Annotated in this window: 21 protein-coding genes; 14 read left to right on the forward strand and 7 right to left on the reverse strand. The window is 30.7% G+C overall.

Going from position 1 to position 18,566, the window contains the following annotated elements; translation table 11 throughout:
• Together ELQ12_RS05265 and ELQ12_RS05270 are read right to left on the reverse strand one after the other, a co-directional pair.
• A complete protein-coding gene (locus tag ELQ12_RS05265; protein WP_134264614.1) occupies window positions 1–861 on the reverse strand; it encodes a hypothetical protein in 861 nt (286 codons plus the stop codon).
• On the reverse strand, window positions 861–1,025 hold the full coding sequence (locus ELQ12_RS05270; protein ID WP_002871248.1) for a hypothetical protein: 165 nt from the start codon (window positions 1,023–1,025) through the stop codon (window positions 861–863). The genes ELQ12_RS05265 and ELQ12_RS05270 overlap by 1 nt, the downstream gene beginning before the upstream one ends.
• Before the next feature lie 94 nt (window positions 1,026–1,119).
• Between ELQ12_RS05270 and ELQ12_RS05275 the strand changes: the two genes are divergently transcribed.
• The gene (locus ELQ12_RS05275; RefSeq protein WP_070252330.1) at window positions 1,120–2,103 is read left to right on the forward strand and encodes an MnmA/TRMU family protein; all 984 of its coding nucleotides are present in this window, start codon (window positions 1,120–1,122) and stop codon (window positions 2,101–2,103) included.
• 85 nt (window positions 2,104–2,188) lie between these two features.
• Here the strand turns inward: ELQ12_RS05275 and aroC are convergent, their stop codons facing one another.
• Genes aroC through ELQ12_RS05295 form a run of 4 tightly spaced genes read right to left on the reverse strand, consistent with a single transcriptional unit; the run spans window position 2,189 to window position 5,351 of the window.
• A complete protein-coding gene (aroC, locus tag ELQ12_RS05280; RefSeq protein ID WP_126219762.1) occupies window positions 2,189–3,277 on the reverse strand; it encodes a chorismate synthase in 1,089 nt (362 codons plus the stop codon).
• Window positions 3,277–3,951: a ribonuclease III gene (gene rnc, locus ELQ12_RS05285; RefSeq protein WP_002862275.1), complete on the reverse strand. Its 675-nt coding sequence runs from the start codon at window positions 3,949–3,951 to the stop codon at window positions 3,277–3,279. The genes aroC and rnc overlap by 1 nt, the downstream gene beginning before the upstream one ends.
• Complete coding sequence (gene rnhA / locus ELQ12_RS05290; RefSeq protein WP_002851277.1) at window positions 3,938–4,378, reverse strand: ribonuclease HI; 441 nt, start codon at window positions 4,376–4,378, stop codon at window positions 3,938–3,940. The genes rnc and rnhA overlap by 14 nt, the downstream gene beginning before the upstream one ends.
• Window positions 4,365–5,351 carry a CDC27 family protein gene (locus ELQ12_RS05295; protein WP_002868888.1) on the reverse strand — a complete coding sequence of 329 codons (987 nt, stop codon included), beginning with the start codon at window positions 5,349–5,351 and terminating at the stop codon, window positions 4,365–4,367. Before ELQ12_RS05295 ends, rnhA begins: the two co-directional genes overlap by 14 nt.
• A gap of 70 nt (window positions 5,352–5,421) precedes the next feature.
• Here ELQ12_RS05295 and dnaG point away from each other — a divergent pair, with 70 nt between their 5' ends.
• The 13 genes from dnaG (at window position 5,422) to ELQ12_RS05360 (ending at window position 17,436) form a co-directional block, all read left to right on the forward strand.
• On the forward strand, window positions 5,422–7,239 hold the full coding sequence (gene dnaG / locus ELQ12_RS05300) for a DNA primase (RefSeq protein ID WP_070261496.1): 1,818 nt from the start codon (window positions 5,422–5,424) through the stop codon (window positions 7,237–7,239).
• Window positions 7,240–7,320: 81 nt separating this feature from the next.
• Window positions 7,321–7,593, forward strand: a complete 273-nt coding sequence (locus ELQ12_RS05305; protein ID WP_002871253.1) for a NifU family protein — start codon at window positions 7,321–7,323, stop codon at window positions 7,591–7,593.
• Window positions 7,580–8,131: a hypothetical protein gene (locus tag ELQ12_RS05310; RefSeq protein ID WP_052858762.1), complete on the forward strand. Its 552-nt coding sequence runs from the start codon at window positions 7,580–7,582 to the stop codon at window positions 8,129–8,131. The genes ELQ12_RS05305 and ELQ12_RS05310 overlap by 14 nt, the downstream gene beginning before the upstream one ends.
• The gene (locus ELQ12_RS05315; RefSeq protein ID WP_070261497.1) at window positions 8,115–9,398 is read left to right on the forward strand and encodes a UDP-N-acetylmuramoyl-L-alanyl-D-glutamate--2,6-diaminopimelate ligase; all 1,284 of its coding nucleotides are present in this window, start codon (window positions 8,115–8,117) and stop codon (window positions 9,396–9,398) included. The genes ELQ12_RS05310 and ELQ12_RS05315 overlap by 17 nt, the downstream gene beginning before the upstream one ends.
• A gap of 3 nt (window positions 9,399–9,401) precedes the next feature.
• Window positions 9,402–9,713, forward strand: coding sequence for a YbaB/EbfC family nucleoid-associated protein (locus ELQ12_RS05320; RefSeq protein ID WP_002871256.1), 312 nt, complete (start codon window positions 9,402–9,404; stop codon window positions 9,711–9,713).
• Window positions 9,710–10,804 (forward strand): PDZ domain-containing protein, encoded by a 1,095-nt coding sequence (locus ELQ12_RS05325; protein WP_052858758.1) that lies wholly within the window; start codon window positions 9,710–9,712, stop codon window positions 10,802–10,804. Before ELQ12_RS05320 ends, ELQ12_RS05325 begins: the two co-directional genes overlap by 4 nt.
• Window positions 10,801–11,646: a polyprenyl synthetase family protein gene (locus tag ELQ12_RS05330; protein WP_004298095.1), complete on the forward strand. Its 846-nt coding sequence runs from the start codon at window positions 10,801–10,803 to the stop codon at window positions 11,644–11,646. The genes ELQ12_RS05325 and ELQ12_RS05330 overlap by 4 nt, the downstream gene beginning before the upstream one ends.
• Before the next feature lie 9 nt (window positions 11,647–11,655).
• Entirely contained in the window at window positions 11,656–13,554 is a 1,899-nt protein-coding gene (gene tkt, locus ELQ12_RS05335) for a transketolase (RefSeq protein WP_070261498.1), read from the forward strand.
• A 1-nt stretch (window position 13,555) separates the two neighbouring features.
• Complete coding sequence (locus tag ELQ12_RS05340; protein ID WP_070275275.1) at window positions 13,556–14,665, forward strand: MlaE family lipid ABC transporter permease subunit; 1,110 nt, start codon at window positions 13,556–13,558, stop codon at window positions 14,663–14,665.
• Window positions 14,666–15,388: an ATP-binding cassette domain-containing protein gene (locus ELQ12_RS05345; RefSeq protein WP_134264615.1), complete on the forward strand. Its 723-nt coding sequence runs from the start codon at window positions 14,666–14,668 to the stop codon at window positions 15,386–15,388. It abuts the gene before it with no gap.
• Window positions 15,389–15,390: 2 nt separating this feature from the next.
• Window positions 15,391–16,281 (forward strand): MlaD family protein, encoded by an 891-nt coding sequence (locus ELQ12_RS05350; protein WP_070239892.1) that lies wholly within the window; start codon window positions 15,391–15,393, stop codon window positions 16,279–16,281.
• On the forward strand, window positions 16,281–16,880 hold the full coding sequence (locus ELQ12_RS05355) for an ABC-type transport auxiliary lipoprotein family protein (protein WP_134264616.1): 600 nt from the start codon (window positions 16,281–16,283) through the stop codon (window positions 16,878–16,880). Before ELQ12_RS05350 ends, ELQ12_RS05355 begins: the two co-directional genes overlap by 1 nt.
• 55 nt (window positions 16,881–16,935) lie before the next feature.
• Entirely contained in the window at window positions 16,936–17,436 is a 501-nt protein-coding gene (locus tag ELQ12_RS05360; RefSeq protein WP_002871263.1) for a flagellar FLiS export co-chaperone, read from the forward strand.
• A 370-nt stretch (window positions 17,437–17,806) separates the two neighbouring features.
• On the opposite strand, the gene map is transcribed toward ELQ12_RS05360, so the two are convergent.
• Window positions 17,807–18,565, reverse strand: a complete 759-nt coding sequence (map, locus tag ELQ12_RS05365) for a type I methionyl aminopeptidase (RefSeq protein WP_002856112.1) — start codon at window positions 18,563–18,565, stop codon at window positions 17,807–17,809.
• Window position 18,566: the final 1 nt, after the last annotated feature.

An 18,566-nucleotide genomic window follows, 5' to 3' on the forward strand; every position in this document is an offset into this window, starting at 1 on the left:
CTACACTCTCTTATCTACAATTTGCGCTTCTTGATTTTCAATTTTATTTTGAAAATCTTTACTTAAATTCTGACTTAATTCTTGCAAAGATTTTTGCTTCAGTTTTTCAAATTCTTCAGGATTACTAGCCTCAAGCTTTGCCTGCTCATCAGCACTTAAACCTTTTTCTTGGGCTTTTTGAAGCAAATCTTCGTCTTCTTTTTCTTTGATATTATTTTCCTTATCATCTTTTTTATTGATTTTTTGCGGATCTATGGTTTTCATAGCATTAGCTCCACCACCTGATGCCTCTTTAATGTCACTTAAAATTTCTCTCATGCTAGGTTCTTTAACATCGCTATCATCAACTTTACCATCTTTATTTACATCTTTATCAATAAAAAAATTTAATTTTTCTTCTATATTTGCATCATCAGATATTTTTTCATCGCTTGTTTTAAAGCCTAAATTTTGCATACTTTGTTGAAGGGTGCTTGTATTAAAATTTAATTTTACACTTTGTTGTTTATTATTTAAATTTGAATTTAAAGAACCAAAATTATCTTTTACACTTTCAAACCAATTTGAAATAAATTGATTTGCTTCGCCATTAAGCCTTATACTACCATCATTTCTAGCAACATAATTCGTATAAGAACCAAAATTTTTTTGCAAACTACTATAATTTTCATCGCTTAAATTTAAAGCTATAAGTTCACCTTGCTTATTTTCAAAAACAACCTTAACACCATCACTATTTAAACTCGAAAGATCTTGCACGGGAATTTTATCTTGATCTTCTTTTTTTAATACACTAAGCTCTTTTTTATCAACATTATTAGTTAAAGAATGGGTTAAACTAATAGAAGTATCAATTTTCATTATTTATCCTTTTTACATTTTGCAAATAAACCTAAACGACACATTTTTCTCTCATGTGAATTTTTTAAAGAATTACACTTTTTAAGTTCTTGCTCGTAGTTAGCACAAGAATTTGCAAAAGCAAAAGAACTCAAAATGCTTAAAACCAAAATTATTTTTAACACTTTCCAATCCTTATTTTAAAGATTTTTTAGTTAAAATTATACCTTTTATAATCGACAAAATCTTAAAAAACTTTATAATCTCAGAAAGGAATCAATGAAAGCATTAGCTCTTTTTAGCGGTGGGCTTGATAGTATGCTTGCAATGAAACTCATCACTGCACAAGGCATAGAAGTTAAAGCTCTAAATATCAACATAGGTTTTGGAAGCACAAGTGATAAAAGCGAAATCATGAAAAAGCGTGCGGCAATGGTAGGTGCAGATTTTGAAATGATAGATGTAAGAAATTCCTATCTTCAAGAAGTGCTTTTTAATCCACAATATGGCTATGGAAAACATTTTAATCCTTGTATAGATTGTCATGCTTTTATGTTTAAAACTGCTTTGGCTATGTTAAAAGAAGAAAATGCAAGTTTTATCATCACAGGAGAAGTTTTAGGACAACGCCCTATGAGTCAAAGAAGTGATGCGATGGCAAAGGTTAAAAAACTTGCTCTTGATGAAGAAGATCTAATCTTGCGTCCTATGTGTGCAAAAAACCTACCTCTAACCAAACCTGAAAGAGAAGGTTGGGTAGATAGAGAAAAACTCGAAGGCATTAGCGGAAGAAGTCGCAAAAGACAACTTGAACTTGCAGCTAAGTTTGGTTTAGAAGACTTTGAAAGCCCAGGTGGAGGTTGTTTGCTAACTCTTGATAGTTTTGCTAAAAAAATTCGAGATTTCATAGAATTTGACAAAGATATGCAGGTTAATGACGCACAACTTTTAAAATATGGTCGTCATTTAAGATTGCCTGATGGGGCTAAAATGATCATAGGTAGAAATGAACTAGAAAATGAACTTTTAAGAAATTTAAAAACATCTAAATACGAAGTCATAGAACTTGGGGATTTAATCGGAGCTTACTCTTTGGTAGATGAAAAAATTTCAGAAAAAGACTTAGAACTTGCCTTAAAAATAGCCCTTACCTATACTAAACACGAAGTAGGAAAAAGCTATGAACTTAAATTTAAAAATCAAGCTTATACAAGCATAGCTTTTGAAAATAAGGCTGATATTAATCAATTTTTTATTAGTTAAAGTATAAAGTATTTAGCAAAACAAGCGATATAGTATTTGAATCTTTTCAAAATATTGCAATCAAGCCCATGAAAATGGGCTTTTTTTATTTTAATCCATAAGCATTTTTTAAATTGTTTAAATTCGCACTCGCATTCAAAAGCAAACAATCGGCCAAAACTAAACGTACCATAGCACTAGCTACAACACTTCCTCTAACACCTACACAAGGATCATGCCTACCTTTGAGTTCAAATTCCAAATTATTGCCAAATTTATCTATACTTTCTTGCTTGGCAAAAATAGAAGGAGTAGGTTTAAAATAAGTTTTTAAAATAAGATTTTCTCCATTTGAAATTCCTCCTAAAATTCCTCCGCTATGATTGCTTAAAAACTTGCCATCTTTTAAAGCATCATTATTATATGATCCGCGCATTTTGCTTGCATTAATACCTTCGCCTATTTCAACTGCTTTAACAGCATTAATTCCCATTAAAGCATGAGCTAATTTAGAGTCTAACTTATCATAAAGAACTTCTCCAAGTCCCACAAGCATACCACTAACTTTTGTAAAAACAGCAGCGCCTACACTATCTTTTGAATTTCTAGCATTTAAAATTTCATTTTTAAAGTCACTTTCTAGCTTTGGATCAAGACAAAAAATTTCACTTTTCTTAGCAAATTCAAAATCAAATTCTTCTTCTTTCAAATTTGATACAAAAGTTCCTACTCCAAAAACACCACTTTGAACACAAATGCCAAATTCACACAAAAGCATCGCTGCAACTGCACCACCAGCCACTCTAGCAACACTTTCCCTAGCACTTGATCTACCCCCACCCCTATGATCTCTTATGCCATATTTATAAAAATAAGTAAAATCCGCATGAGCAGGACGAAATAGATCTTTTAAATTATCATAATCTTTAGAATGAGCATTTTCATTAAAAACTACTATAGCTATGGGATGACCCGTTGTATATCCTTCAAAAACCCCACTTAAAACCTGAGCTTTATCGCTTTCTTTTCTTGGTGTTGCAAATTTACTTCCGCCTTTGCGTTTATCAAGCTCATTTTGTAAAAATTCTTCATCAAATTTAATTCCAGCAGGCATTCCATCAATAATACATCCAACAGCCACACCATGAGACTCACCAAAACTTGTAAATTTCAATCTTGTACCAAAGGTATTCACTATAAAGCTCCTAATTTCTCAAGTGCAATTTTTGCTGCCATTTGCTGTGCTTCTTTTTTGCTTCCCGCAATAGCTCTTGCAAGTTCTTTACCATCAAGCATTAAAGCGATTTCAAATTGCTTTAAATGATCAGGACCAAAAGCACGCACTGTTTCATACTGCGGAGTTTGTCCGATTTTTCCCTGTGTAATCTCTTGTAATTTTGTTTTATAATCTTTTATAAGAATTTTTGCATCAATTTGAGGGAAATTTTTTTCTATAAGTCTTAAAGCAATAGTTTTTGCAAACTCAAACCCAGCTTCTAAATGTATAGCACCTATAATGGCTTCTAACGCATCTGAAAGTATAGAAGGCTTTTCTTTTCCTCCATTGTTTTCCTCAGCAACACTCATAAAAATAAAATCGCCCAAATTTAAACTATTTGCAATTTTTGCAAAAGACTTTTCATTCACTAAAGCCGCTCTAAGCTTAGATAAATCTCCTTCGGCATCTTTGGCGAATTTATGAAAAAGGTATTCACCTACAACTAAATCAAGCACGGCATCACCTAAAAATTCCAGGCGTTCGTTGTTGTAAGATTTTTTAAAACTTTTATGGGTTAAAGCATGTATAAGAAGATTTTTATCTTTAAATTCATAAGTTAAACTCTGCTCTAGTTTTTCAATGTTTTTCATCATTTTCCCTTGCAATTTTCAAAGCAGCTTCACGCGCCAATGTATCACACCTTTCATTTTCCAAATGTCCATTATGTGCTTTTACCCAAAAAGCCTTAATCTTATGAGATTTTGCCACTTTAATATATTCCTTCCATAAATCTATATTTTTTTTACCTTTAAAATCCTTTTTTATCCATCCTTCTAGCCATTCATTAATACTTTGAACCATTAGGTTAGAATCTGTAAAAAGCGAAATTTCACAAGGCTCTTTTAAAGCCTTCAAAGATTCAATAATTGCCATTAGCTCCATTCTATTGTTAGTGGTATTAGCCTCAGCTCCAAAACCTTCCTTTTGATACTCCTTATAACGCAAAATATAAGCCCATCCGCCAAAACCCGGATTATTAAGACATGAACCATCTGTATAAATTTCAATGTGTTTCATTGTTTTTCACTTCATAAATAATTTTACAAGTATTAAACTCATAACAAACAGGACAGTGATAAAAAAACAAAGGCATAACATTTTTACACTCAGAACAACGATATGAAAATTCTAACCCCGCATTAAAAGAATTATCTTTTAAAATTTTTAACATTTTAAAATTAGAATTTTTAAAAACAAACTGATGCGTATCATCATGCTTTGAAATTTTACCCAAAGCATAAAAGAATTCTAAAAAATCTTGATTTTCTAAATTAAACGCTTCATTTTCTCTATAAAGCAAATCACAAATATCAAAAAAATTTTGCCCTAAAAACATATGATATTTTTCAAAAACTAAACGCCCTAACATAGGATTATCTTCTATTTTAAATTCTAAAAGTTTTTTCTTTTTTTCTTCATCAGTGATATTAAAAGTACAAAGCTCCAAAGCTTTGATAAAATCATGCTCTTTTTGCACATCTTCATTAAGCTCAAAAAGACATTCTAAAAGTTCTAAATTTTCTTTATAAGAACGAAGTTTTAAATAAACAATTTTTAAAAGTTTTAAGGCTTGTATATTTCTTGGACGCAGTTTTAAAGCTTGTAATAAAACTTCTTTTGCACGCTCTAAAAATCCTGCTTTAAAATAAACTTTTGCTAAAGAAAGGAAAATAAATTCTCTTTCTTGTTTATCTTTACATTTTTCAAGAGCAATCAAATAAATTTGAGTTGCTTTTTCAAATTCCCCGCTTTTAGTAAAAATTTCGGCCAAAAAACTTAAATTTCCAAAACTCAAACTACTATTTCTTAACAACTCTTTATGAGCGTTATCCATTTCAAATTTTTTTATAAATTTTTCAAGCTTTTGTTCTTCATCTTTGCTAGCAAATATTTTCCAAATATAATTTGCAACAGCTACAACAAATACTAAAATGGTTAAAATTATAAGCCCTACTAAAGGGTCTCTGTATTCTACAAAGAAAAAATCCATAGTCTCGCTCTAAAAAAATTTATGCCAAATTATAGCCAAATCTTTGTATAATTTTAACAAGGTTTATAAAATGATAACTAAAGAAAGTATAGAAAATTTATCCCAAAGACTTAATATTGTTGATATTATAGAAAATTATATTGAAGTAAAAAAACAAGGCTCAAGTTTTGTGTGTATCTGTCCTTTCCATGCAGATAAAAACCCGTCTATGCATATCAATCCTACCAAAGGTTTTTATCATTGTTTTGCTTGCAAGGCTGGTGGAGATGCTTTTAAATTTGTAATGGATTATGAAAAATTAAGTTTTTCCGATGCAGTTGAAAAAGTTGCAAGCCTTAGTAATTTTACTTTGAGTTATACAAAAGAAAAACAAGAAAATAAAAAAGAGCTAAAATCTATACTACCGATCTTAAATGCGTATTTTAAAGATAATCTCAAACACCACAAAGAAGTTTTAACCTATCTTTACCAAAGAGCTTTAAATGACAAAGATATAGCCAAATTCGAATTAGGTTTTGCAGGAGCAAGTGAAGATAGTATAAGATTATTGCAAAATCAAAAAATTCCTTTAGAAGATGCTATGAGTGTTGGAGCTTTAAAAAAAGATGAAAATAATGAATTTTACGCAAGTTTTATATGGCGCATCACCTTTCCAATCTACGATCATAAAGACTTATTAGTAGGGTTTGGAGGGCGTACTTTAAATCCCAATGTACCGGCAAAGTATGTAAATTCACCCCAAAATATACTTTTTGATAAAAGTAGAATTTTTTATGCTTTTAACATCGCTAAAGAAAATATAGCCAAAAAAAAAGAAATAATAGTATGTGAAGGCTACATGGATGCAATAGCTTTTCACAAAGCAGGGTTTAACAATGCTGTAGCAGTTCTTGGAACAGCATTAACCGAACATCATCTACCCTTAATCCGCCGTTATGATGCAAAAGTGATTTTATGTTTTGACAATGATGAAGCAGGATTAAAAGCTGCGACACGATCTGCATTTTTATTAAGCACAAACAAAATAGACGGTAAAGTGGCAATTTTGCAAGGCGGAAAAGATCCTGCTGAGCTCGTAGCAAAAAATGAAAGCACAAAACTTCATAATATACTCGATGAAGGAATAGAGCTCGGTGAATTTTATATCAGACGCTTAATATCCACTCATTCCATAATTTCTGCTCTTGATAAACAAAAAGCTTTAGAAACTATACAAAAATTCACCTTTAATCTTGAACCTTTAGTGGCAAATTCTTACACTGGTCTAGTTTCAAATTTATTAAAAGTGGATGAAAAATTTATTGTCTTATCACAAAATTCAAAAAAAATCATACAAACCCCTTTAATTTCTCAAAATAAATACAATTTTCCTAAAGAAAAAATTCACATTGCAGAATTAGAACTTATAGCTTTTTTAAAACAGCATCCAGATATATGTAACGATTTTAAGCAAATTAGTGATAGTGTTTGTTTTAAGCATAAGATTTTATTGGATAAAATTTTAGAAAAAAAAGGTTATGAAGATAGTGATATTAGAGAATTTGAAAGTAAAAATATTCGAAAAAATTTAAACTATAGCGAATTCTTGTTAGGTATTTGCAAGGTTAATTTAGCTTTTTTAAACAATGTAAAAATTAAAAATTCTACACTCGCATTAAAAAAACAACTTTTTACGCTTATTGATAAAAATTTAAATCTTTTAATTAAAAATTTAAATACCGAAGAATTAAATAATTTTTTAAAAGAATATTTAAGCTTCTTAAAATATGAAAAAAACGAAGAAATTCTGCAACAATCATTTAGAAACTTAAATGGAATTTTTGGCAATAAAAACTTTACAGTTTATGATTTAGGATTTAGCGCGCAAGATAATGACGAACCTTTTTAATTTATTTAAATTTCAAGCCTTAATTTACCTTTTTTTAAACACAATCACGCTAAAGTATATAAAAATTTTTAAGGATAAATTATGATGCCTTTTAGTGATGAAGAGCTTATAAATCCTGTTAAAGCAAGTTTAGAAAAGAGTTTGCCTATGCTTGAACGTGATGGCGGAGGGCTTGAATTTTTAGGAATTAAAAATGGGATCGTTTATATCCATTTAATAGGAGCTTGTAAAGGCTGTGCATCGAGTGGAACAACGCTAAAATATGGTCTTGAAAGGCAACTTAAGATTGATATTCATCCAGAAATCACTATAATCAATTTAAACGGCGGAGCAGACGAATTTGCAAAATTATAAAAAACTTGGAATTGAACATTTTTACAAGAAAGATTTTAAAACTGCAAAAATGTATTTTTCTATGGCTTATGAAAAACGCAAAAATAAACGCTTGCTAAATTTTATCTGCCTTTGCGATCTTGCTTTAAAATCTCCTAAAGAAGCTTCTTTACTTTTTGATTTTTATATAGAACATTACAAAATCTCTAACATTGATAAAGACTTAGAAGAAATTTTAAGTACAATTGAATTTAAAAAACAAGAAAACAAACAGGAAAACGAATTTGAAGATGGACATGCGTTAAATTATCAAGATTTTTTAAAAAGCGAAGAAGAACTTGGTTTTCAAAAAAGTTTTGAAAATATCATTAATAGCACTAAGTTAGTTATTGATAATCGTGATGATTTTTTAGATTTTTTGGAAAAATTACTTGATAATGGCTATAAAGATATGACTTTAAATTATATAGAAAATGTTATGCCTCATTTTTGGGCAAATGATAGATTTATCAAACTCCAAGAAAAACTCATAGGATTTAAAAGTGAAATTAAAACTTGAAAATTCATTCATTACAGATAATACCTTAGAGTGTGAAAAAGAATGCTTTTTTTTACAAACCACACAAAATGCTAAATTTCACGCTCAAGCCTTAGAAAAAGGTGCGAAAATCATTGATGTAAATGAGTGTAAAAAACTTTTAAAAATCGATGAAAAGATTCAAATCATAGGAATCACAGGAACCAATGGCAAAACCACAACCGCAGCAGCGATTTATTCTATCTTATTGGATTTAGGTTATAAATGCGGACTTTGCGGGACAAGAGGAGCTTTTATCAACGATGAACAAATTGATGAAAAATCCTTAACCACCTCCCCTATTCTTAAAACCTTAGAATACTTACAGATAGCCACTCAAAAAAAATGTGATTTTTTTATCATGGAAGTAAGCTCACACGCCTTAATTCAAAACCGCATCGAAGGCTTAAATTTTGTTGCTAAAATTTTTACCAATATCACTCAAGATCATTTAGATTTTCACGGTACTTTTGAAAATTATAAAGAAGCAAAAGAGCTTTTTTTTACCGATGAGAGTTTAAAATTTATCAACAAAGATGCTTTGGCTATTAAATTTAATGTGCGTAATGCTTTTACTTATGGCATAGAAAATCCTGCTTTATATCAAATCAAAGCTTATTCTTTAGAAGAAGGCATTAGTGCTATTGTAACAAATAAAAATCAAACTTTTCACATAGACTCGCCCTTGCTAGGACTTTTTAATCTTTACAATCTTCTAGTTGCTAGCGCTTGTGTGAATGAACTTGTAAAGCCTGATTTAAAAGACTTGGAAAATGCTATCAGTGGATTTGGTGGGGTTTGTGGCAGGGTAGAACAAGTAGCAAAAGGTGTGATTGTAGATTTTGCTCATACGCCTGATGGCATTGAAAAAGTGCTTGACACTCTTAAAAATAAAAAGCTCATCGTTGTTTTTGGAGCAGGTGGAGATAGGGACAAAACCAAACGCCCTTTAATGGGAAAAATCGTCGAACATTTTGCAAAAATTGCTATCATTACAAGTGACAATCCACGCAGCGAAGAACCAAAAACCATCATGGAAGAAATTTTATCAGGCTTTGCTAAAAAAGAAAAAGTTTTAATGATAGAAGATAGAAAAGAAGCCATAAAAAAAGCTTTAGAACTAAAAGAAAATGACGATTTAGTCGTTATTTTAGGAAAAGGTGATGAAACTACTCAAGAAATTAAAGGGATAAAATATCCTTTTAGCGATAAAATAGTTGTTAATGAAATTTTAAAAAATCAAGGATAATCAATGTTTGAAAATATGGATTTTTCTAAAATGGGAGAACTTTTAAATCAAGTTCAAGAAAAAGCAAAAAATATAGAACTAGAACTTGCAAATCGTGAATTTAGCGCCAAAAGTGGAGCAGGACTTGTTAAAGTAAGCGCCAATGGAAAAGGTGAAATTATCGATGTTAGCATTGATGATTCTTTACTTGAAGATAAAGAGTCCTTGCAAATTTTACTTATTTCTGCAATTAATGATGTTTTGGCTATGGTTGCGCAAAATCGTTCCAATATAGCGAATGATGTTTTAGGCGGTTTTGGAGGTATGAAATTATGAAAAAAATTTTAATTATTTGCATGCTTTTTACTTTATCTTTTGGTATAGAAAGACCTAAATTTGAAGATTTTTTAGCAGGTTATGAAAGAAATAAGGCAAGCATGCTCAACTATGAAGGAATGCCAGCTTTTGCACTCAGTGAAAATTTACTTGCTGTATTAAAACAACCTAATGCTAAGCTCAACAAATATGTAAAATACGATCCATTTTTAAATTTATATCTTGTAAGAACTGACTTTAGCCTAATCCCTACTCCTATGGGCGATGAAGAAAAACTTACTCGCAATGATTGGGTTGGAATTTGGGATCCTAATAAACCCTATATAGGGCATATTAAGTATTTAGCTCAAAATATTGATGAAAAAGATCAACTTGATTTTAATTCTAAAATAGGACTTTTAGGGACTCCATGCTGTGAAATGATGGGGATTGCTTTAAATAATAGCTCTTTTATAGGCAATCGCTATTTAAAACATTTTATGAAATATAACGATGTTTATTGGGGAGATATTGGCGTTGATTTTGTTGTTCGAGAAAATAAAATTTATGTTAACAATGTAAGAAAAAATCCACAATTTTTAATCAATGATCAAGTTATAAGTGTTGATGGTTTGCCCGCCAATGATTTAAGAAAACTCAATGAAAAAATTCTTTTTGCAGATCGCGGAAGTACTCTTTATTTTCAAGTGTTGCGTGATAATATGGATTTAAATATTTCTACTGAAGTTTTTGCAAAAGATTTGAGCAAATTTAACCTTCCTGATTCTAAACCAAAACCAAAAATTACAAATTTCACAAGCAATCTTGGTTTAACGGTTAATACTAGTCTTATTGTAACCAAAATAGATCCAAAATCAAAAGCATCAAATGCAGGATTTATGGTAGGAGATAAAATTTTACGTGTTAATAATATTATTTTAAATAATTTTAAAGAATTACAAAATATTTTAAGTGCTGGTAATGACTTTAGCATCTTGATTGAACGCAAAAGTACTAAATTACCTTTATCAAATTTCAACAATGAACTAGGCGGAAATGCCAACTCAGGTGGCGATGGTAAATTTCAATTTTTCATAAGGCTTACTAAGTGAATTTAAAAGAACTTTTTATCCATCACTTAGAAAAAAATCTACCCAAAGTTGAAAGCTTTCATCCTTTTTTCAATGAAGCTTTAGCTCTTATGCTAAAAGCAGGAGGAAAGCATTTTCGCGCACAATTGCTTTTAAGCGTAGTACAAAGCAATAAACCTGAACTTTTAAATCAAGCTTTAGATGTGGCTTTGGCTTTGGAATTTATCCATACTTATTCACTCATACACGATGATTTACCCGCTATGGATAATGCAGACTTTAGACGAGGAATTCCAACCTTACACAAAAGCTACGATGAAACTACAGCCATCTTAGTGGGCGATGCTTTAAATACTGAAGCTTTTTTAGTTCTAAGTCATGCTCATTTAAAAGATGAAATCAAAATCAAACTCATCAAAACCCTTGCCTTTAACGCAGGACTTAATGGAATGGTCATAGGACAAGCTATTGATTGTTTTTTTGAAGACAAAAAACTCAGTTTAAATGAACTTGAGTTTTTACATACACACAAAACCGCAAGATTGATCGCTGCAGCTTTAAAAATGGGTTGTGAAATTTGCGAACTTAACAACGAAGAAAGTAATCAAATTTACAAACTTGGATTGAAGTTAGGACTGATTTTTCAAATCAATGATGATATTATCGATGTAACTACAAGTCAAGAACAAAGCGGAAAGCCTACTAACAACGATATTCATAAAAATTCTTTTGTCAATTTGCTTGGACTTGAACAAGCCATAAAAACAAAAGAAAATCTTCTTAGTGAATGCGAACAAGACTTAGAAAAACTTAATGAAAAACTCGCACAAATGATACAAAATTTAATAATTCAATACTTATAAAGGCAAAAAATGGACATTCAAATTTTACAAGAACAGGCAAATACTCTAAGATTTTTAAGTGCTGATATGGTGCAAAAAGCAAACTCAGGACACCCAGGTGCACCTTTGGGCTTAGCAGATATTTTAAGTGTTTTAAGTTATCATTTAAAGCACAATCCTAAAAATCCCACTTGGCTAAACCGTGATAGACTTATATTTTCAGGTGGACATGCAAGTGCTTTGCTTTATAGTTTTTTACATTTAAGTGGCTATGATTTAAGCTTGGAAGATCTTAAAAATTTCCGCCAACTTCATGCTAAAACCCCTGGACACCCTGAAATTTCAACTCTTGGAGTAGAAATCGCTACAGGCCCTTTAGGACAAGGCGTTGCAAACGCTGTAGGCTTTGCTATGGCAGCAAAAAAAGCACAAAATTTACTAGGTAGTGATTTAATCGATCATAAAATTTATTGTCTTTGTGGAGATGGAGATTTACAAGAAGGCATTTCTTATGAAGCTTGTTCTTTAGCAGGACTTCACAAACTTGATAATTTCGTACTCATTTACGATAGCAACAATATCTCTATAGAAGGCGATGTAGGTTTAGCCTTTAATGAAAATGTAAAAATGCGTTTTGGAGCACAAGGATTTGAAGTTTTAAGTATAAATGGACACGATTATGAAGAAATCAATAAAGCCTTAGAACAAGCTAAAAAATCCACAAAACCTTGTCTTATCATCGCAAAAACAACTATAGCAAAGGGTGCAGGAGAGCTTGAAGGCAGTCATAAAAGCCATGGTGCACCTTTGGGCGAAGAAGTGATTAAAAAAGCCAAAGCACAAGCAGGTTTTGATCCAAATATCAGTTTTCATATCCCACAAGCAAGCAAAATCCGCTTTGAAAGTGCTGTAGAACTTGGGGATTTAGAAGAAGCAAAATGGAAAGATAAGCTTGAAAAAAGTGGTAAAAAAGAACTTTTAGAAAGGCTATTAAATCCCGATTTTAGTAAGATAGTTTATCCTGATTTTAAAGGAAAAGATCTTGCTACAAGAGATAGCAATGGTGAAATTTTAAATGTTTTAGCTAAAAATTTAGAAGGATTTTTAGGTGGAAGTGCGGATTTAGGCCCTTCAAATAAAACAGAACTTCACGGTATGGGAGACTTTATAGAAGGTAAAAATATCCATTTTGGTATCAGAGAACACGCTATGGCAGCGATTAACAATGCTTTTGCAAGATATGGAATTTTCTTACCATTTTCAGCAACTTTTTTCATCTTTAGTGAGTACTTAAAACCTGCCGCAAGAATAGCAGCTCTAATGAAAATCAAACATTTTTTCATTTTCACACATGATAGCATAGGTGTGGGCGAAGATGGACCAACACACCAACCTATAGAACAACTTAGCACTTTTAGGGCTATGCCAAATTTTTTAACCTTTAGACCTGCTGATGGAGTGGAAAATGTCAAAGCCTGGCAAATAGCTCTAAATGCAGGTATTCCAAGTGCTTTTGTACTTTCACGCCAAAAACTCAAAGCTCTAAATGAACCCGTTTTTGGAGATGTAAAAAACGGAGCATATTTACTTAAAGAAAGCAAAGATGCTAAATTTACACTTTTAGCGAGCGGAAGTGAAGTTTGGCTTTGTCTAGAAAGTGCAAATGAACTTGAAAAACAAGGTTTTGCTTGTAATGTTGTTTCCATGCCTTGTTTTGAACTTTTTGAAAAACAAGATAAAGCTTATCAAGAAAGATTGTTAAAAGGTGAAGTTATAGGTGTTGAAGCAGCACATTCTAATGAACTTTATAAATTTTGCCATAAAGTGTATGGCATAGAAAGTTTTGGAGAAAGTGGCAAAGACAAAGATGTGTTTGAACACTTTGGCTTTAGCGTTTCAAAGCTTGTAAATTTTATCCTTAGCAAATAAAATGAATACAAATTTCAAATTTCAAAACAACACTCTTTTTATCTTTGGAATTTGGGATAAAACAAGTATTTATAAGTTAAAAATAAAAGATTTTTTAGCTTTGATTCAAAGCAAGGAAGTGATTTTTGATTTTAAAGATCTAAAAGCAATCGATACCGCTGGAGTGAGATTTTTCCTTGCTTTGGAAAATGACCTTAAAGATAAAAATATTAAAATCACCAAAGAAGGCTTAAATTCACGCTTTCAAACCCTTTTTGAACTTTGTGAAAAAAACTACCAAAGACTAAGCAAAACAAAAAAATCACATAAAAATTTCAGTGAATACTTTATCGATCTTGGAAAATTAAGTTTAGAACTTTTAAAAATTTTAAGAAAATTCATCAATTTCACAGGAGCTTTTTTCACAAGTCTTTTTTTATGCCTTAAAAATCCTAAAAATTTTCGCTTTATTGCTTTTTTATATCATATAGAAAATTCTGCTTTTAAAGCCTTGCCTATAGTTATTTTAACTGCTCTTTTAGTAGGAGTGGTTTTAGCCTATCAGGCCGCTTATCAACTCGCACAATTTGGAGCCAATATTTTCATAGTAGATTTGATGGGAATTTCAGCCACTAGAGAACTTGCACCTTTAATCGCTGCCATAGTGATCGCAGGAAGAAGTGCAAGCTCTTATACCGCACAAATTGGAGTGATGAAAATTACTGATGAAATTGCAGCTATGAATACTATGGGTTTTCGTTCTTTTGAATTTATTATTATTCCACGTGTTATGGCTTTGGTAGTGGCTATGCCTTTAATCGTTGCCATTAGCGATGCAATCAGTATTATAGGTGGAATGATGGTTGCAAAATTAAATCTTGATATTTCAATTGCCGAATTTTTAAGACGCTTTAGAGAAGCTGTAGATATAAAACATATCTTTATAGGACTTGCAAAAGCACCTATTTTTGGATTTTTAATAGGGCTTATTGCTTGTTTTCGTGGTTTTGAGGTAAAAAACACTACACAAAGCATAGGAATTTATACCACAAAAAGCGTTGTAAATGCTATTTTTTGGGTGATAGCTTTTGATGCTTTATTCTCTGTTATTCTAACTTCTGCAGGAATTTAAATGGTTATTAAAGCACAAAATATCATTACAAAATTTGGAGAAAAAATCGTCCATGATGGCGTAAGTTTTGAAATCAAAAAAAAAGAAATTTTTGGTATTTTAGGAGGTAGTGGAAGTGGAAAATCCGTCCTTTTAAAACAAATGCTTATGCTTGAACATTTTGATGGTGGAGAATATGAAATTTTAGGCTATAAACTTAAAAATATCAACGAAGAAGATGCACTTGCTTTGCGTAAAAAATGGGGTGTGGTTTTTCAGTTTGCTGCACTTTTTAGCTTTTTTAATGTTTATGAAAATATAGCCATTCCTTTAAAAGAATACACTCATTTAGATGAAAATAGCATACAAGAACTGGTTTTAATGAAGCTAAAAATGGTAGGCTTAAACGAAAGTGTTTTAAAACAATTTCCAAGTGAACTTAGTGGCGGTATGCAAAAAAGAGTGGCAATTGCTAGAGCTTTAGCACTTGATAGTAAATTGCTTTTTTTAGATGAACCTACTTCAGGACTTGACCCTCATAGTAGTCGCGAATTTGACGATTTGGTTTTAGAGTTAAAAAAAAGCTTTGATTTAAATATCATTTTGGTTACACATGATAAAGAAAGTATGAAAAATTTACTCGATCGCTTTATCATTTTAGAGAATAAAAAAGTTGGATTTTGCGGTACTTATGAAGAATTACGCTTGCAAAATGAACGACTTTTTAAAAGATTTATGGAGTAAAAGTGGAAAATAGAGCAAATTATTTTTTTGTAGGACTTTTTGTTTTTGGAGTATTTTTTGCAAGTCTTGGTTTCATACTTTGGCTTGGGGGATACTCTAAAGAAGAAAGTTTTAAGTATTATGAAATTCACACACAAGAATCTGTTGCAGGACTTGGCATAAAAGCACCCGTAAGGCTTTTGGGCGTGGAAGTAGGTAGCGTAGAAGAAATCAGCATTTACAATCAAGATGAGCTCGGCGTTAACATACGCATCAAGGTCAAAAACAATACCCCTATAAAAGAAGACACCTTTGCTACTTTGCAACTTCAAGGTATCACAGGACTTAAATTTGTCCAACTTCAAGGCGGAAGTAAAAATAGCAAAGATTTAGTATCTATACAGGGAAAACTTCCAGTCATTCCTTTTAAAGAAAGTTTTTTAGCAACCATAGATAGACAAAGTGAACATATTTTTTCTTTAGTTAAAACGGCCGATGATAAATCAAAAGAACTTTTAAGCGAAAAAAATCTTAAAAATCTAGAAATCCTTTTGCAAAATCTAGCAGAATTAAGTGCAAATTTAAACGCTAATTCTAAAAATTTAAGCCTTAATCTTTCAAACGCAAGTTTAAAAATAGGAAAAATGGCTGATAATATAAGCCTTAGTGCGCAAAATTTCAACTCCAGTCTTAAAGACATAAAAGAAAGTACGATGATTTTAAAAAAATTCATAAAAAAAGCTGATGAAAAATTAAACACTTATGATGATATTAAAGCATCTTTGATGCAAAATTTAGAGCTTTTTAAACGAATTTTAATTGAAAGCAATATTCTAATAGAAAATTTACAAAACAGCCCTGCTGATTTGATTTTTAAAGAAACTAAACCTAAACTAGGACCAGGAGAAAAATAATGCTAAAGCAATTATTCTATATTTTGACTTTTATTTTTATATTATGCGGATGCTCTTTAAGACACGAAACCATCAACAAAAATGAAAATATCATATTAAAAGATGAAGGAATAGACTCAAATATTTTTTTTAAAAAAACCGGTAAAATTCTTAAAATTCGCAATGCAAATGCACCTTGGTATTTAAACTCGCGAGCTATTGTTTATATAGATAATGGTTTTAGCAACAAATACGCACATTATTTCTGGGGAGACTTACCAAGCAATCTTTATTCTTTTTTAATTTTATCAAAATTTGAACAAAGCAATATTTTTACAACCTTACTTTCTTCAACAAGCTCTTTAAATGCGGATTATACCCTTGAAAGCAGGATTAACTCTTTTGAACAAATTCTTAACAACAATGAAAACTACGCTCAAATTTCTATAAGCGTAAATTTCATAAATCTTGAAAACAATCAAATAATAGCTCATAAAATTTTCAATACTAAAGAAAAAATAGAAAAAAAAGATATCCGCTCTACTTATAATGCTTTTCAAAAAGCCTTAAATAAAATTGGAAATGAGATTGTTTTTTGGGTAAATTCTAATTTATCCTAATTTAGGAACACTTTTTGCTTTTTAAATATTTAGCAATATTTTTGAAAGGTAAACAATGAAAAGTGATTTAGATATATTTAAAAAACACTTAGGTGAAATTCAAAGCGTGAATGAATTTAAAGCAAATCAAATTTGCTCTCAAATCAATGATGCAAATGATTTTATAGGAGCACTTCAAGTACTTGATATGTCTTTAAAAAAAATAGAAAAAAGCATTCTAGAAAGAATAGATGAAAATTCAGATGATATGCAAAAAAGAACTCTTGATGCCACAGCATCACAACTTATACAAAACTGCTCTTTCATGGGAACAGCCCTTTTTGGAAATATTTTCAATGTTTATGTTGGTAAAAAACTTTTTGAATTTGAAATTGCTAATCCACTTTTAATTCTTCAAACAAGTAATTACGAAGGTGTATTGGCCTATATACAAGATAAAAGAGATGAAATAAAAATCATTCTATCAGAGTTAGCAACCGCAATCACCATGGGCGAAACTATGGATAATGCTGGAATTTATAACTCTACAATGGATTTTAAAAATTTATTTAAATAAGAATAGTAATCATTTGTTCTCTTTAAGCAAATATAATATATTTTAGCTTAAAGAGATTTTCCAAACTCTAAAAGAGAGTTAGGCTACGAATAAAAAGGGGGAGGGAAATAGCCTAACCCAAACGAGATCTTAAAAGATCTCTTTAAACTAAAATAAATATTTAGATAATTTAATAAAAATTATTAAATTATCTAAACCATATTTATGTTTTAGTTTAATACGATGTGACACTTTATTCTAATAACACTTAATATATTATAAAAATATTATTTAGTAACTTAAATTATTAAAGAATATTACTACAATATTATTTAAAAAATTTTAAATTTTTAGGATTTTAAGAAAAAAATATTATTTTTATAATTTAATATCATATCATAGAAAGAATTTCAGCACGCCCATTAATCACAGCAACACAATGTTCATAATGAGCCGCATTAAGCCCATCAATACTTCCAGCATCCCATTTTCCATTATAATGTTTTGGTGTTCCATCTTTTTGGCATATCATAGGCTCTATACAAAACACCATTCCATTTTTAATTTTAGGGCCACTTTTTGCACTCGCACCTTTTTCTAAATAGTTTAAAATTTCAGGCTCTCCATGGGGCTTTCGTCCTATACCATGTCCACAATATCCACGAAGCGGGACAAAACCTCTTGCATGGATAAATTCGCCTAAAGCAGCTGAAAGTTCCTTAAAACGCATTCCATCATGAATAATATCTATAGCATGATATAACGCGTCTTTAGCACAAGAGATTAAAGCTTTATCAGTGGGTGAAACTTCTCCTATAGCAATGGTTCTTGCTGCATCCCCATAATACCCATCAATCAAACTTCCCACATCAAGACCTAAAATATCACCCTCTTTGATAATTTTATCATCTGGAATTCCATGGATACAAACTTGATTTAAAGATGTGCAAATAGCACCTGGAAAACCATAAAGTCCTTTAAATGATGGCTTGGCACCAAGGCTTAAAATATAATCTTCTGCCATTTTATCAATTTGTTTTAAACTCATTCCTATTTTAATTTCATTCTCTAAAAAATTTAAAGTTTTTGCTACAATTTGATTTGCTATTCTTAATTTTTCTATTTCATCTGGTTTTTTCAATTCTATCATT

This window comes from Campylobacter sp. US25a, from assembly GCF_004379075.1.
In the GTDB taxonomy this organism is placed as follows: Bacteria; Campylobacterota; Campylobacteria; order Campylobacterales; family Campylobacteraceae; genus Campylobacter_D; species Campylobacter_D jejuni.

Coding starts and splice junctions, on each gene's coding strand:
- ELQ12_RS05265 (WP_134264614.1), bottom strand. CDS start 861: ATGAAAATTGATACTTCTATTAGTTTAACCCATTCTTTAACTAATAAT.
- ELQ12_RS05275 (WP_070252330.1), top strand. CDS start 1,120: ATGAAAGCATTAGCTCTTTTTAGCGGTGGGCTTGATAGTATGCTTGCA.
- rnc (WP_002862275.1), bottom strand. CDS start 3,951: ATGAAAAACATTGAAAAACTAGAGCAGAGTTTAACTTATGAATTTAAA.
- rnhA (WP_002851277.1), bottom strand. CDS start 4,378: ATGAAACACATTGAAATTTATACAGATGGTTCATGTCTTAATAATCCG.
- ELQ12_RS05295 (WP_002868888.1), bottom strand. CDS start 5,351: ATGGATTTTTTCTTTGTAGAATACAGAGACCCTTTAGTAGGGCTTATA.
- dnaG (WP_070261496.1), top strand. CDS start 5,422: ATGATAACTAAAGAAAGTATAGAAAATTTATCCCAAAGACTTAATATT.
- ELQ12_RS05305 (WP_002871253.1), top strand. CDS start 7,321: ATGATGCCTTTTAGTGATGAAGAGCTTATAAATCCTGTTAAAGCAAGT.
- ELQ12_RS05320 (WP_002871256.1), top strand. CDS start 9,402: ATGTTTGAAAATATGGATTTTTCTAAAATGGGAGAACTTTTAAATCAA.
- ELQ12_RS05325 (WP_052858758.1), top strand. CDS start 9,710: ATGAAAAAAATTTTAATTATTTGCATGCTTTTTACTTTATCTTTTGGT.
- tkt (WP_070261498.1), top strand. CDS start 11,656: ATGGACATTCAAATTTTACAAGAACAGGCAAATACTCTAAGATTTTTA.
- ELQ12_RS05340 (WP_070275275.1), top strand. CDS start 13,556: ATGAATACAAATTTCAAATTTCAAAACAACACTCTTTTTATCTTTGGA.
- ELQ12_RS05345 (WP_134264615.1), top strand. CDS start 14,666: ATGGTTATTAAAGCACAAAATATCATTACAAAATTTGGAGAAAAAATC.
- ELQ12_RS05355 (WP_134264616.1), top strand. CDS start 16,281: ATGCTAAAGCAATTATTCTATATTTTGACTTTTATTTTTATATTATGC.
- ELQ12_RS05360 (WP_002871263.1), top strand. CDS start 16,936: ATGAAAAGTGATTTAGATATATTTAAAAAACACTTAGGTGAAATTCAA.
- map (WP_002856112.1), bottom strand. CDS start 18,565: ATGATAGAATTGAAAAAACCAGATGAAATAGAAAAATTAAGAATAGCA.